Annotated in this window: 13 protein-coding genes and 1 pseudogene; 12 read left to right on the forward strand and 2 right to left on the reverse strand. The window is 72.1% G+C overall.

All coding sequences use genetic code 11. The annotated features are described in order from the left end of the window. Nucleotides 1-19: 19 nt before the first annotated feature. Both QWM81_RS28395 and QWM81_RS28400 read left to right on the forward strand, forming a co-directional pair. Entirely contained in the window at nt 20-274 is a 255-nt protein-coding gene (locus QWM81_RS28395; RefSeq protein WP_290115333.1) for a lasso peptide biosynthesis PqqD family chaperone, read from the forward strand. Further along, a complete protein-coding gene (locus QWM81_RS28400) occupies nt 271-753 on the forward strand; it encodes a lasso peptide biosynthesis B2 protein (protein WP_290115334.1) in 483 nt (160 codons plus the stop codon). Before QWM81_RS28395 ends, QWM81_RS28400 begins: the two co-directional genes overlap by 4 nt. Here the strand turns inward: QWM81_RS28400 and QWM81_RS28405 are convergent. Both QWM81_RS28405 and QWM81_RS28410 read right to left on the reverse strand, forming a co-directional pair. Continuing rightward, nucleotides 659-1,555 (reverse strand): pentapeptide repeat-containing protein, encoded by an 897-nt coding sequence (locus tag QWM81_RS28405; RefSeq protein ID WP_290115335.1) that lies wholly within the window; start codon nt 1,553-1,555, stop codon nt 659-661. The genes QWM81_RS28400 and QWM81_RS28405 overlap by 95 nt on opposite strands. Before the next feature lie 60 nt (nt 1,556-1,615). Continuing rightward, entirely contained in the window at nt 1,616-3,340 is a 1,725-nt protein-coding gene (locus QWM81_RS28410; protein WP_290115336.1) for a PucR family transcriptional regulator, read from the reverse strand. 356 nt (nt 3,341-3,696) lie between these two features. Here QWM81_RS28410 and QWM81_RS28415 point away from each other — a divergent pair, with 356 nt between their 5' ends. The 10 genes and pseudogenes from QWM81_RS28415 to QWM81_RS28460 form a co-directional block, all read left to right on the forward strand. Continuing rightward, the gene (locus QWM81_RS28415; protein WP_290115337.1) at nt 3,697-4,587 is read left to right on the forward strand and encodes an FAD binding domain-containing protein; all 891 of its coding nucleotides are present in this window, start codon (nt 3,697-3,699) and stop codon (nt 4,585-4,587) included. A 2-nt stretch (nt 4,588-4,589) separates the two neighbouring features. Further along, complete coding sequence (locus tag QWM81_RS28420; RefSeq protein WP_290115338.1) at nt 4,590-5,213, forward strand: (2Fe-2S)-binding protein; 624 nt, start codon at nt 4,590-4,592, stop codon at nt 5,211-5,213. Nucleotides 5,214-5,215: 2 nt separating this feature from the next. Continuing rightward, the gene (pucD, locus tag QWM81_RS28425; RefSeq protein ID WP_290115339.1) at nt 5,216-7,624 is read left to right on the forward strand and encodes a xanthine dehydrogenase subunit D; all 2,409 of its coding nucleotides are present in this window, start codon (nt 5,216-5,218) and stop codon (nt 7,622-7,624) included. Nucleotides 7,625-7,853: 229 nt separating this feature from the next. Continuing rightward, nucleotides 7,854-9,293, forward strand: coding sequence for an NCS2 family permease (locus tag QWM81_RS28430; RefSeq protein ID WP_290115340.1), 1,440 nt, complete (start codon nt 7,854-7,856; stop codon nt 9,291-9,293). A 35-nt stretch (nt 9,294-9,328) separates the two neighbouring features. Then, nucleotides 9,329-10,468, forward strand: a complete 1,140-nt coding sequence (locus tag QWM81_RS28435; RefSeq protein ID WP_290115341.1) for an XdhC family protein — start codon at nt 9,329-9,331, stop codon at nt 10,466-10,468. 179 nt (nt 10,469-10,647) lie between these two features. Further along, the gene (locus tag QWM81_RS28440) at nt 10,648-11,757 is read left to right on the forward strand and encodes a glutamate--cysteine ligase 2 (RefSeq protein WP_290115342.1); all 1,110 of its coding nucleotides are present in this window, start codon (nt 10,648-10,650) and stop codon (nt 11,755-11,757) included. Nucleotides 11,758-11,852: 95 nt separating this feature from the next. After that, a complete protein-coding gene (locus QWM81_RS28445) occupies nt 11,853-12,557 on the forward strand; it encodes a phosphodiesterase (RefSeq protein ID WP_290115344.1) in 705 nt (234 codons plus the stop codon). 85 nt (nt 12,558-12,642) lie between these two features. Beyond that, nucleotides 12,643-12,831 (forward strand): hypothetical protein, encoded by a 189-nt coding sequence (locus QWM81_RS28450; RefSeq protein ID WP_290115345.1) that lies wholly within the window; start codon nt 12,643-12,645, stop codon nt 12,829-12,831. A 77-nt stretch (nt 12,832-12,908) separates the two neighbouring features. Next, nucleotides 12,909-13,091 (forward strand): CsbD family protein, encoded by a 183-nt coding sequence (locus tag QWM81_RS28455; RefSeq protein WP_290115346.1) that lies wholly within the window; start codon nt 12,909-12,911, stop codon nt 13,089-13,091. A 207-nt stretch (nt 13,092-13,298) separates the two neighbouring features. Continuing rightward, nucleotides 13,299-13,433: pseudogene (locus QWM81_RS28460) on the forward strand (DUF3631 domain-containing protein); the annotation flags it as partial.

The raw sequence follows: 13,433 nt of genomic DNA on the forward strand, positions 1-13,433 counted from the left end.
CGGCAGAAAGGAACGCACCATGGCACTGCGGTTCGGCGCCGACGTCTCCACGGCACAGACCGACTACGGCACGGTCCTCCTGGACGAACGCAGCGGGCAGTACTGGGAGTTGAACCCGACCGGCACCCTCGTCGTCCGCACGCTGATGGCCGGTGGCGACGAGGCGGCGGCGGCCGACGCGCTCGTCGCCGAGTTCGACATCGACCGGGCACGGGCCGAGCAGGACGTCGCGGCCCTGGTGCGGGACCTGCGGAGCACGGGGCTGGCCGTATGACCACGCCCAGCGCCCTGGAGCGGCCCATGGGCGTGCCCTTCGCGCGGCGGCTGGCCGCACGACTCGTCCTCGTCCCCGCCGTCGTGCTGTCCCTGCTGCCGCCACGCCATGTCCGCGCCGTGCTCGGCCTGGTGCGCCGCGGGGCGGTGCCCGCTTCCGCCGCGGCGGCCGCGAACGCCCGGGACGCGATGTGCGCGGTCAGTCTGCGCTGCGCGGGGCCGCGCGGCTGCCTGCCCCGCTCGCTGGGCGCGGCGCTGCTGTGCCGCCTGGGCGGGACATGGCCCACGTGGTGCACGGGGGTGCGCGTCGTGCCCCCCTTCACCGCGCACGCCTGGATCGAGGCGGATGGCCGCCCCGTGGGCGAAGGGCTGCCGGACGACTACTTCACCCGGCTGATGGCGATCGGTCCGGTGGGCCGGTCGTCCCGGCCGTCCCCGCCGACACCGCCGTCCCCGGCTGCCAGTGGGCCGGGCGGGTGAGCTTCGCCGGCAGTACGGTCCGGGCGTCGCCCTTGGCCGCGGTCAGCTGGGGCTGGGTGAGGAACAGTGCCCCGGTGAGGTCCGCGCCCGCGAGCCGGGCGTCGCGGAGGTCCGCGCCGAGGAGGTCGGCCTCCCGGAGGTCGGCGCCGGTCAGGTCGGCGGCGATGAGGTAGGCGCCCCGCAGATTGGCGCCGTGCAGGTCGGCGTTCCTGAGGCGGGCGCCCATGAGGTCGGCGCCGCGGCGGTTCTTCTTCTTGCCGAGCGCGCCGGGAACGCCCGCCCGGACGAGCTCGCTGGTGCGCAGGAGCAGGCCGCCGACGACCTGGCGGTGGGCACCCACGTCCAAGCCGGCGAGCTCATCGGCGGCAAGGAGGGTCAGCCGCTCGGTCTCCTCGTGCGCGGCCCGCAGCTCGCCGTGGAGAAAGCGGTCGCAGCGGGCGGCCTTCAGCGTCAGCGCCTCGGTCAGGTACCAAAGCAGCTCGTGCAGTTGGCGTACGACGGGGAACACCGCGAACATCGGCCGGGCCGTCCGCGGGGCCTGCCGCCAGTCCCGGCCGCCGAAGGTGACCTGGGAGACCTTCTGGCCGGCGCCGAAGCAGTCGTACACCGTGCAGCCGGTGAAGCCCTCGTCGCGCAGGCGCGTGTGGACGCCGCAGCGGAAGTCCGCCCGCAGGTTGCGGCAGGCGGTGCCGGCGGGCTTGTCGACGGGGAAGTCGGCCGAGGCGGAGAAGGGCAGGGCGACGCAGCAGAGGCCGAAGCAGTTCGCGCAGTCACCGCGCAGGGTGTCCTCTTGTCCGGACATCAGGAGGTGCCTACCGCTCTCTTTTGTGAAGATCCACGAGGTTGACCGTTTGACCGTACGTCAGGACATGCGCAGCGCCAGGAAGAAGTCCAGCTTGTCCTCCAGCCGCGACAGGTCCCGCCCCGTCAACTGCTCGATCCGCCCCACCCGGTACCGCAGGGTGTTCACATGCAGGTGCAGCCGGCTCGCGCAGCGCGTCCACGAGCCGTCGGAGTCCAAGAACGCCTCAAGTGTCGGGATGAGTTCCGCCCGGTGGCGCCGGTCGTAGTCCCGCAGCGGGTCCAGCAGCCGCGCCGTGAACGCGCGCCGCACGTCGTCCGGTACGAACGGCAGCAGCAGCACGTGCGACGCCAGTTCGTGGTGGCCCGCCGCGCACACCCGGCCCGGCCGCGCCGCCGCGACCCGCCGCGCGTGCCGCGCCTCCTCCAGCGCGCCGCGCAGCCCCTCGGCCGAGTGCACGGCGGCGCTCACGCCCAGCGTGAGATGCCCGTCATCCGCCAGGCCGGCCGACAGCGGACCGCGCACGGCGGCCAGCAGCGCGTCCGCGTGCAGCCCGGGCCCGCCGTCCCCGGCAGGGCCCTCCGGGCCGCCCTCCTCCGCGGCCGGGGCGCCGTCCGCAGTCGGCACCGCGGGCAGCGGCACCAGGGCGATCGCCTCGTCCCCGGTGTGCGCCACCGCGATGCGGTCGGCCGAGTCGGCGCCGGCCGTCGCGGGGTCGACCAGGATCTCCTCCAGCAGCGACTGGGCGACCGGCCCCGCCTCGATGCCGGGCGCGCCGGTGCCGCTCTCGCCCCACTCGACCCGCGCCACCACGACCTGCCAGTGCGGCGCCGCCCCGAGACCGGGCAGCAGCACCGGCGCGGCCACCCGCAGCCGCGCCGCGATCTCGGCCGGCGCGGCGCCCGTCTGGACCAGCTCCAGGACCTCCTGGGCGAGGCGCCGCCGTACCGTACGCGCCGCGTCCCGCCGGTCCCGCTCGACGGCGATGAGCTGCGTGACGCCCTGGAGCAGGTCCAGCCGGGCGGCCGGCCAGTCGCTCGCGTCGGCCTCGACGGCGAGCAGCCAGTCGGACAGCACCGTTTCGCGCACGTCCCGGGACGCGGGAGCGGCTCCCCGGCCGGTGTTACGGATCGGGAAGAGTGAGTATGTCGTTCCGCCTGTGACCGCCCGGTGCGGCCCGCGCCGCCCGGTGCGCGTCGCGGCCAGGTGCTCGGCGGCGAGGACGGCGCCCACCTCGGCGGGCAGCGGTGCCCCGGCGCCCGCGATCTGGCGCCCGGTGGGGGAGAGCACCCAGGCGTGAAGGTCCAGGTCGGACCCGAGCAGGTCGAGAACCACCTCCGGACCGCCGCCTGCCGGGCCGGAGGTCATCAGCCTTCTGTGGCGATCGACGACAGCCGCGAGATCACCGGCGCGTTCACCGGACACCTGTCGAACAACATGCTCAGTGATCGTTGCAAATGCAACGGACTCGTTCACTGCGAACAGTGGAAGGCGGTGGCGCAAACACGCCTGCACCAGGTCGTCCGGGATGGCGCCGAGCTCGGCCTCGCCGGCCGCGAGCCCCGCCACCCCGGCACTCGCCAGGATGCGGACGAACGGCTCGGAGTCGGCCGCGTCCCGCCGCCAGGCCAGGCCGGTGAGCACCAGTTCGCCGCCGGAGAGGTACCTGCTGGGGTCTCGCAGGTCGGTGGTCATCACGCCGCGGACCGTGCGGTCCAGCTCGTCCTCGCCGCCGAGCAGCCGCAGCCCCAGCGCGTCGGTTTCCAGCAGTGCGCGCAGCCGCATGTCGTCGCCGCCGATCTGTCTCGTGGGTGTCTCGTTGTTGCCGGTGGCCTGGTGCCACCGTTTCCAGGGGGAAACGGAGAGGTTACTGCTCCTCGCCTTTCGTTCGAATCTACAAGACGAGAAGGGCGACCAGCCAACTCCTTCATGGTTTCGGTGACTGCACCGGGCGGAGCACCGCTGGGTGTACTTGGGCCACAACGCGTTAACAGCACATGAACATGAAGACCAAGACGTGGGCCGGCCGTTCCCCGAGCCCCAGCGAACCAACTGATCAAGCGGAACCCGGGGCACGTCGACCATCTGGATCACGGCCCGCCGGACCTCTGATCACCGGATCACGTAGAAGAGAGCCACTCATGGACTTCCTTCGCCCCGCAAGCTGGGAGGAGGCGCTCGCCGCCAAGGCCGAGCACCCCACGGCTGTGCCCATCGCGGGTGGAACCGATGTCATGGTCGAGATCAACTTCGACCACCGGCGGCCCGAGTACCTGCTGGACCTGAACCGCGTCGAGCTGCTCAATGAGTGGGAGGTCGGCGAGGAGAACGTCCGGCTGGGCGCCTCCGTGCCGTACACCCGGATCATGGAGCACCTGCGGGCCGAGCTGCCCGGCCTGGCGCTCGCCTCGCACACCGTCGCCTCGCCGCAGATCCGCAACCGTGGCGGCGTCGGCGGCAACCTGGGTACGGCGTCCCCGGCCGGCGACGCGCACCCCGCCCTGCTGGCCGCGGGCGCCGAGGTGGAGGTGGAGTCGGTACGCGGCTCCCGCTTCATCCCGATCGACGAGTTCTACACCGGCGTCAAGCGCAACGCGCTCGCCCCGGACGAGCTCATCAAGACGGTCCACATCAAGAAGGCCGACGGGCCGCAGCAGTACTCCAAGGTGGGTACCCGCAACGCGATGGTGATCGCGGTGTGCGCGTTCGGTCTGGCGCTGCACCCTGAGACCCGGACCGTGCGGACCGGAATCGGCTCGGCCGCCCCCACGCCCGTCCGGGCGAAGGAGGCCGAGGACTTCCTGAACGCCGCGCTCGAAGAGGGCGGGTTCTGGGAGAGCGGCAAGATCATCACTCCCTCGATCGCCAAGCAGTTCGCGGAGCTCGCCTCCGGGGCCTGCAACCCGATCGACGACGTGCGGGGCACCGCCAAGTACCGCCGTCACGCGGTCGGCATCATGGCGCGCCGCACGCTCGGCTGGACCTGGGAGCAGTACCGCGGCACCGGCCGCACCCTTGAAGGAGCTGCATAACCATGCGCGTGAATTTCACGGTCAACGGTCGTCCGCAGGAAGCCGACGACGTCTGGGAGGGCGAGTCCCTCCTCTACGTTCTGCGTGAGCGCCTGGGTCTGCCCGGCTCCAAGAACGCCTGCGAGCAGGGCGAGTGCGGCTCCTGTACGGTCCGCCTGGACGGCGTCCCGGTCTGCTCCTGCCTCGTCGCCGCCGGCCAGGTCGAGGGCCGCGAGGTCGTCACCGTCGAGGGCCTCGCCGACTACGCCAAGCAGCGCGCCGAGCACAGCGGCGCGTGCGGCACCGGCGCGTGCGGCTCCTCCGCCTCCGACGGCAAGCAGGGCACCGCCCTCCAGGCGGCCCAGCAGTGGTCCGCCAAGGGCACCGACTCCCAGACCGGCGAGGGCACTGAGCTGTCGCCGATCCAGCAGGCCTTCATCGACGCGGGCGCCGTGCAGTGCGGTTTCTGCACCCCGGGCCTGCTCGTCGCGGCCGACGAGATGCTGGAGCGCAACCCCTCCCCGTCCGACGAGGACATCCGCGAGGCGCTCTCCGGCAACCTCTGTCGCTGCACCGGATACGAGAAGATCCTCGACGCCGTCCGCCTCGCGGCCGCCCGTCAGGAACGTCAGGGAGAGGCGGTCTGACCATGTCCCAGAACACCCGAGTCGCCTCCGCTCCGGCCGGCACTCCCACCAAGGTCACCCAGGGTTCCAAGACCAAGGGCGGCATCGGCGAGTCGACGCTCCGCCCCGACGGCACCCTCAAGGTCACCGGCGAGTTCGCCTACTCCTCGGACATGTGGCACGAGGACATGCTGTGGGGCCAGCTCCTGCGCTCGCCCGTGGCGCACGCCGAGATCGTCTCCATCGACACCTCCGAGGCCCTCGCCCAGGCCGGCGTCTACGCCGTCCTGACCTATGACGACCTGCCCACCGAGGTGAAGAACTACGGCCTGGAGATCCAGGACACCCCGGTCCTCGCCAACGGCCGCGTACGCCACCACGGCGAGCCCGTCGCCCTGGTCGCCGCCGACCACCCCGAGACCGCCCGCCGTGCGGCCGCCAAGATCAAGGTCGAGTACAAGGAGCTGCCCGTCGTCACCGACGAGGCCTCCGCGACCGCCCCCGACGCGCCGCTGCTGCACCCCGGCCGCGACGACCACCACGCCGGTCACGTACCGCACCCCAACATCGTGCACCGCCAGCCGATCATCCGCGGCAACGCCGACGAGGCCGCCAAGAAGGCGGACGTGATCGTCTCCGGCGAGTACGTCTTCGGCATGCAGGACCAGGCCTTCCTCGGCCCCGAGTCCGGCCTCGCCGTGCCCGCCGAGGACGGCGGTGTCGACCTGTACGTCGCCACCCAGTGGCTGCACTCCGACCTCCGCCAGATCGCCCCCGTCCTCGGCCTGCCCGAGGAGAAGGTCCGTATGACGCTCTCCGGCGTCGGCGGCGCCTTCGGCGGCCGCGAGGACCTGTCGATGCAGATCCACGCCTGCCTGCTCGCGCTGCGCACCGGCAAGCCGGTCAAGATCGTCTACAACCGGTTCGAGTCCTTCTTCGGCCACGTCCACCGTCACCCGGCGAAGCTCTGGTACGAGCACGGCGCCACCAAGGACGGCAAGATCACGCACATGAAGTGCCGGATCGTGCTGGACGGCGGCGCCTACGCCTCGGCCTCCCCGGCGGTCGTCGGCAACGCCTCCTCGCTCGCCGTCGGCCCGTACGTCATCGACGACGTCGACATCGAGGCGATCGCGCTCTACACCAACAACCCGCCCTGCGGCGCCATGCGCGGCTTCGGCGCGGTCCAGGCGTGCTTCGCGTACGAGGCCCAGATGGACAAGCTGGCGAAGAAGCTGGGCATGGACCCGGTGGAGTTCCGCCAGCTCAACGCCATGGAGCAGGGCACCCTGATGCCGACCGGCCAGCCGGTCGACTCGCCCGCCCCGGTCGCCGAGCTGCTGCGCCGCGTCAAGGCCCGTCCGCTGCCGCCGGAGCGCCAGTGGGAGTCCACCGAGGGCGCCGACGTCCGCGCGCTGCCGGGTGGCCTCTCCAACACCACGCACGGCGAGGGCGTCGTACGCGGCGTGGGCTACGCGGTCGGCATCAAGAACGTCGGCTTCTCCGAGGGCTTCGACGACTACTCCACCGCCAAGGTGCGCATGGAGGTCATCAACGGTGAGGCGGTCGCCACCGTCCACACCGCGATGGCCGAGGTCGGCCAGGGCGGCATCACCGTCCACGCCCAGATCGCCCGCACGGAGCTGGGCGTCACCCAGGTGACGATCAACCCGGCCGACACCCAGGTCGGCTCCGCCGGCTCCACCTCCGCCTCCCGGCAGACGTACGTCACCGGTGGCGCGGTGAAGAACTCCTGCGAGCTGGTGCGCGAGAAGGTCCTGGAGCTCGGCCGCCGCAAGTTCGGCACGTACCACCCCGCGTGGGCCACCGCCGAGCTGGTGCTGGAGGCCGGCAAGGTCGTCACCGACGGCGGCGAGGTCCTCGCCGACCTGGTGGACGTCCTGGAGGACGAGGTCGTCGAGATCGAGGCCGAGTGGCGCCACCGCCCGACCGAGGCGTTCGACCTGCGGACCGGACAGGGCAACGGCCACGTCCAGTACTCCTTCGCCGCACACCGCGCGGTGGTGGAGGTGGACACCGAGCTCGGCCTCGTGAAGGTCATCGAGCTGGCCTGCGCCCAGGACGTCGGCAAGGCCCTCAACCCGCTGTCCGTCGTCGGCCAGATCCAGGGTGGCACCACCCAGGGCCTGGGCGTGGCGGTCATGGAGGAGATCATCGTCGACCCCAAGACCGCGAAGGTCAGGAACCCCTCCTTCACGGACTACCTGATCCCCACCATCCTCGACACCCCGACCATCCCGGTCGACGTGCTCGAACTCGCCGATGACCACGCTCCCTACGGGCTGCGCGGCATAGGAGAGGCCCCCACCCTGTCGTCCACCCCGGCCGTCCTCGCGGCGATCCGGAACGCGACGGGACTGGAGCTCAACAAGACGCCGGTACGCCCCGAGCACCTCACCGGCACCCTGTAAGCCCTCCGGGCGGTGCGTGCCTCCCGCGGAACGTCACACTTCCACCGCCCGCACCGCCCGGAGCATCCCCCCACATCCCCCGCATCCCCCACATCACCACCGCGGTACCGCTTCACCCCGTTCGTCTCGGGCCGTCCCCCGGGTCGTGCAGCCCACGCAGCATCCCAAATCCCGCAGTCTTTTGCCCCCGGGCATGCGGGTGCCCCTTTGAACCTTGGGAGTAGGCACCATGACCCAGTCGTCAGTGGAGCCGAAGACCGTCGCCGAAGACGCGGGATCCGGTTCCCGCGTTCCCGCCGGGCGGTCTTGGCTCGACCGGTACTTTCACATCACCCACAGAGGATCCACGGTCGCGCAAGAGGTGCGCGGCGGCGTCACGACCTTCATGGCCATGGCGTACATCCTCCTGCTCAACCCGCTGCTGCTCGGCGGCGAGGACGTGCTCGGCAACAAGCTCAGCCAGCCGGCCCTCATCACCGCCACCGCGCTCGCGGCAGCGGTCACCACTCTGGCGATGGGTTTCATCGGCAAGGTTCCGCTCGCCCTCGCGGCGGGCCTGAGCGTCGCGGGCGTCATCTCGACCCAGGTCGCCCCCGACATGACATGGCCGCAGGCCATGGGCATGTGTGTCATCTACGGCGGAGTGATCTGCCTCCTGGTGGTCACCGGCGTCCGTGAAGTCATCATGAACGCCATCCCGCTCGCCCTGAAGCACGGCATCACGATGGGCATCGGACTGTTCATCGCGATGATCGGCTTCGTCAACGCCGGCTTCGTCGGCAAGGGCGAGGGCGGGCCCGTCACCCTCGGTGTCGGCGGCACGCTGACCGGCTGGCCGGTCGTCCTCTTCGCCGTCACCCTCCTGCTGATCTTCATGCTGCAGGCCCGCAAGGTGCCCGGAGCCATCCTCCTGGGCATCGTCGTCGGCACGATCATCTCCATCACCGCCACCGCGGCCGGGCTGATCGAAGAGTCCGAATGGGGCGGCAAGGCGCCCGTGCTCCACGGCAGCGTCGTCTCCATGCCGGACTTCTCCCTCCTCGGCCACGTCGAGTTCGGCGGCTGGGAAACCCTCGGCTACACCACCGTCGGCATGATCGTCTTCACCCTGGTGCTGGCCGGCTTCTTCGACGCCATGGCCACGATCATCGCCGTCGGCCAGGAGGCCAAGCTCGCCGACGCCCAGGGCCGCATGCCGGGCCTGAACAAGGCGCTGTTCATCGACGGTGCCGGCGGCGCGATCGGCGGCGCCACCGGCGCCTCCGGCCAGACCGTCTTCATCGAGTCCGCCACGGGCGTCGGCGAAGGAGCCCGTACGGGCCTGTCGGCCACGGTCACCGGCCTGTTCTTCGCCGCGTGCCTGTTCTTCACCCCGCTCACCCAGCTCGTGCCGGGCCAGGTGGCCTCCGCCGCCCTGGTCGTCATCGGCGCGATGATGCTGCAGAACGCCCGGCACGTCGACTGGACCGACTGGGCCGTCGCCGTCCCGGTCTTCCTGACGGTCGTGCTGATGCCCTTCACGTACACCATCACCACCGGTGTCGGCGCGGGTGTCATCGCGTACTGCGCCATCAAGGCCGCGCAGGGCAAGTGGCGCGAGCCGAGCGTTCTGATGTGGGTGCTCTCCCTGGTGTTCATCTTCTACTTCGCCACGGGTACCGCGCACTGACGCGACCCCCTCACACGCCTGCAAAGGAGGCCGACATGCTGGACATCGCCGAGGAACTGCACCGGTGGGTCGAGCAGGGACGTGACTTCGCCGTCGCCACGGTCGTGGCGGTCAGCGGCAGCGCGCCCCGGCAGCCGGGCGCCGCGCTCGCCGTCGACAGCGAGGGCACGGCGATCGGCTCGGTCTCCGGCGGGTGTGTCGAGGGGGCCGTGTACGAACTGTGCCAACAGGCGCTGGAGGACGGCAGTACCGTCCTGGAGCGCTTCGGCTACAGCGACGAGGACGCCTTCGCGGTCGGCCTGACCTGCGGCGGCGTCATCGACATCCTCGTCACCCCGGTTCGCGGCGGGGTCTTTCCCGCCGCGCTGGCGGCCGCCGCCGGAGGGGAGGCGGCGGCCCTCGCCAGGATCACGGAGGGACCGGCAGACCTGTTGGGGCAGGCTCTGCTGGTCCACCCGGACGGTTCGTACGAGGGCGGCCTCGGCGGCCATCCCGAACTGGACCGCACCGCCGCGGGCGAGGCCCGCGCCATGCTCGACGCCGGCCGCACCGGCACCGTCACCATCGGCGAGGACGGCTCGCGCTGCGGGCAGCCCCTCACCCTGCTCGTCGAGTCCAGCGTCCCCGCCCCGCGCATGATCGTCTTCGGGGCGATCGACTTCGCGTCGGCGCTCGTACGGGTCGGCAAGTTCCTCGGCTACCACGTCACCGTGTGCGACGCCCGCCCCGTCTTCGCGACCCCCGCCCGCTTCCCCGAGGCGGACGAGGTCGTGGTCGAGTGGCCGCACGAGTACCTCTCCCGTACCCAGGTCGACGGCCGCACCGTCCTGTGCGTCCTCACCCATGACGCCAAGTTCGACGTCCCCCTGCTCGAACTGGCCCTCAAGCTTCCCGTCGCCTACGTCGGCGCGATGGGCTCCCGCCGCACCCACGAGGACCGCAACAGGCGCCTGCGTGAGGTGGGCGTCACCGAACTGGAACTGGCCCGGCTGCGCAGCCCCATCGGCCTCGACCTCGGCGCCCGTACGCCCGAGGAGACCGCCCTGTCGATCGCCGCCGAGATCGTCGCGGCCCGCCGTGGCGGCAGCGGCGTCTCCCTGACCGGCGCCCACACCCCGATCCACCACGACGGCCCGGACGCCACCCCGGCGGGCCGCATCGGGTCGGTCGCCTGAAGCAGCAGGCAGAGGAGTTCACGCCGAGGGTTCAACGCGACGGTTCAAGCCGACGGCGTCGGGAACTCGCCAGATCCCCGGCGACTGCCCTCGGGACCGGTGCGCTGCGCCGCCCCTGCCGGGATGATGGTGCGTCCCGCGCAGTCCCCGCTGGATGCGATCGGAAAGGGTGGTTTCCGTTGCGCACTGTCGGAGTGGAAGAGGAACTCCTGCTGGTGGACCCGCGGACCGGCGAACCGCGCGCCCTGTCCACCGCCGTGCTGGCCATCGCGGCGAAGGAGAGCCGGGGCGGGACGCACGCCTTCACCAAGGAGCTCCAGGGGCAGCAGCTGGAGTTCGCCACGCACCCCCAGACCGGGATGAAGGAACTCGCCGCCGAGATCGAACGCTGGCGCGCGGTGGCCGCCCGGCACGCCGCCGAGGCCGGGGCGGCGGTGGTCGCCCTCGCCACCTCCCCGCTCCCCGCCGGACCGGCCGTCAACGAGGGCAAGCGCTACCGCTGGATGCAGGAACACTACGGCCTCACCGCCCTCGAACAGCTCACCTGCGGGTGCCATGTGCACGTGTCGGTGGAGTCGGACGAGGAAGGCGTCGGCGTCCTGGACCGGATCAGGCCCTGGCTGTCCGTCCTGCTCGCGCTGAGCGCCAACTCCCCCTTCTGGCAAGGCCACGACAGCGGCTACAGCAGCTACCGCAACCGGGTCTGGGGACGCTGGCCGTCGGCCGGCCCCGTGGAGCTCTTCGGCTCGGCCCGCCACTACCACCAACTGGTGCGCGACCTGATCGGCACCGGCGTCCTCCACGACGAGGGCATGATCTACTTCGACGCCCGGCTCTCCCGCAACTACCCGACCGTCGAGGTGCGCGCCCCCGACGTCTGCCTCGACGCGTCCACCACCGCCCTCGTCGCCACCCTGACCCGCGGCCTGGTGGACACCGCGGCCCGCCAGTGGCGCGAAGGCGAACCCCCCGCCCGCCACGGCGTCGGCCTGCTGCGCGCGGCGGCCTGGCGGGCCAGCAGGTCCGGCCTGGACGACGTACTGATCCACCCGCACACCATGCGCCCCGCCCCCGCCGAGCGGGTCGTCCACGCCCTGCTCAGCCACATCGAGCGGGCCCTCGACGAGAACGGCGACCTGGCGTACGCCCGCCAGGGGATCGCCGAACTCCTCAGCGGCGGCAACGGCGCCCGCGTCCAGCGCCGGCTGCTGCACCGCACCGGCAGCCTGCGCGACGTCGTCGCCGCCTGCGTACGCCGCACCCAGGAAGGCCCGTACGCCATGCCGTAGACCGCGTGGTGCGGGGCGGCTGATTCCTCGCGTTCCTCGCGGGGTACCCGCTCCGACCCGAGACCGGAGGACCGGAAGGCCGGAAAGGAGCGGGCGTGGCGATCGAGAAGCACGCCTTCGGCATATCGCGCCGCATCGCCCGGCGGCGGGCCGCCCCGGCGCTCCACCCGCACGGCGTGACCTGCGTGGGCGTCCTCGACGTACCGGGCGGCGAGGAGCCCGGCGGGCCATGGGGCGTGCCGTTCCTGGACCGGCCGGGCCTGTACGACGTGACCGTACGGTGGTCGCGCGCGGCCGGGTTGCCGCGCGGGCTGCCGGACGCCCTGGGCCTCGCCCTGCGCGTCGAGGACGCCGGCGGGCGGGGTGCCCCGCTCGACCTGCTGCTCACCTCCAGCGGCAGCAGCCGCCTCGGCCGGCACGTACCGCGCCCGCGCTACGACGCGCTCGCCGGCCCGTACTCCACCCTGCTGTCCTACCGGGTGGGCGGCCAGGAGCGCGTGATCGCCGCCTTTCCCGCGGACGCCCGCCGCTCCCTCCAGGGCGACCTGGCGGCCCTGCGCCAGGAACTGGGCCGCGAACCCGTCAGCTTCGAGCTGCGCGCGGCCGGGGGCGGCGAACCCTGGCGGGCCTTCGCGACCCTGACCGCCGAGTCTCCGCAGCCGTATCCCGAGCGGACCACGCCCACCTACGACCCGTACACGCACAGCCTCCCGGGTCTGCGCCCCACCGACCGGCTGCGCGGCCTGCGTGCCGCCTCTTACAGCGGGTCCCGCCACGGCCGCACCGACACGCCCGCATGATCCGCGCGCGTCCGGGCAGGCGCCGGGCGCCGGGACCGTCCCGGTCAGCCCGTGGCCGCCCGCGCCCGAAGGAGACCCGCACGTGATGCACCGTCCCGCCCAGCCCGGCTCGCCGATATACGACCAGCTCGTCCAGGAGCACGGAGACGTACTCAACGAGGCGAGAAAGCTCGCCGAACTCACCCACCGGCAGGCCGACCGGGTCCTGCACTGGGATCTGACCTCCCGGGGTCATGAGCACCACCGTGGATACGGGTACTCGGAACAGTCCTGAATGTCCGGGTTTGCCCTATGCGGTGCCGGGCATGCGCTCTGTCGTCAGGGATGGCTCGGCAACGAAGGAGCGCGGCCATGGCACGCAAGAAGGGTGCCGGCAAGACGTCCGCCAAGGCCGAACAGGCCAAGGGCGCGATGAAGGAGAACGCCGGCCGGGCGGTCGGCAACGAGCGCATGACCGCCGAGGGCCGCGTGGAGCGCGCCAAGGGCGACCTCCGCCAGGCGGGCAAGAAGGCCAAGGACGCATTCGGCAGGTAGAAGCCCACGGAGAGCCCAGGCAGGGAAAAGCCCAGGTGGGGAGAGGACCCGCATGGGAAAGCCCAGGCAGGGAAAGTCCAGGCAGGGAAGAGCCCAACAGGTCGAAGCCCAGCAGGTCGAAGCCCGGCGGGCCGACGCACGATCGGCCGAGGCCCGGGCAGGGCCGGCTGCGGCGGGACATGGCAGCGGCCCGGCGGAGGTGGTCCGCCGGGCCTCGGGTCCGGAAAGTCCCGCGCGCTGGAGATCATCGAGACGCTCACCCCTCGGTCCGCGACCACCGTCAACGCCTCAGCCAACGCCTTGTTCCGGCTGGTGGCGGCGGATGCGGGAACGCCGACGCTG

It is taken from the genome of Streptomyces ficellus, assembly GCF_030406405.1.
Taxonomy (GTDB): domain Bacteria; phylum Actinomycetota; class Actinomycetes; order Streptomycetales; family Streptomycetaceae; genus Streptomyces; species Streptomyces ficellus_B.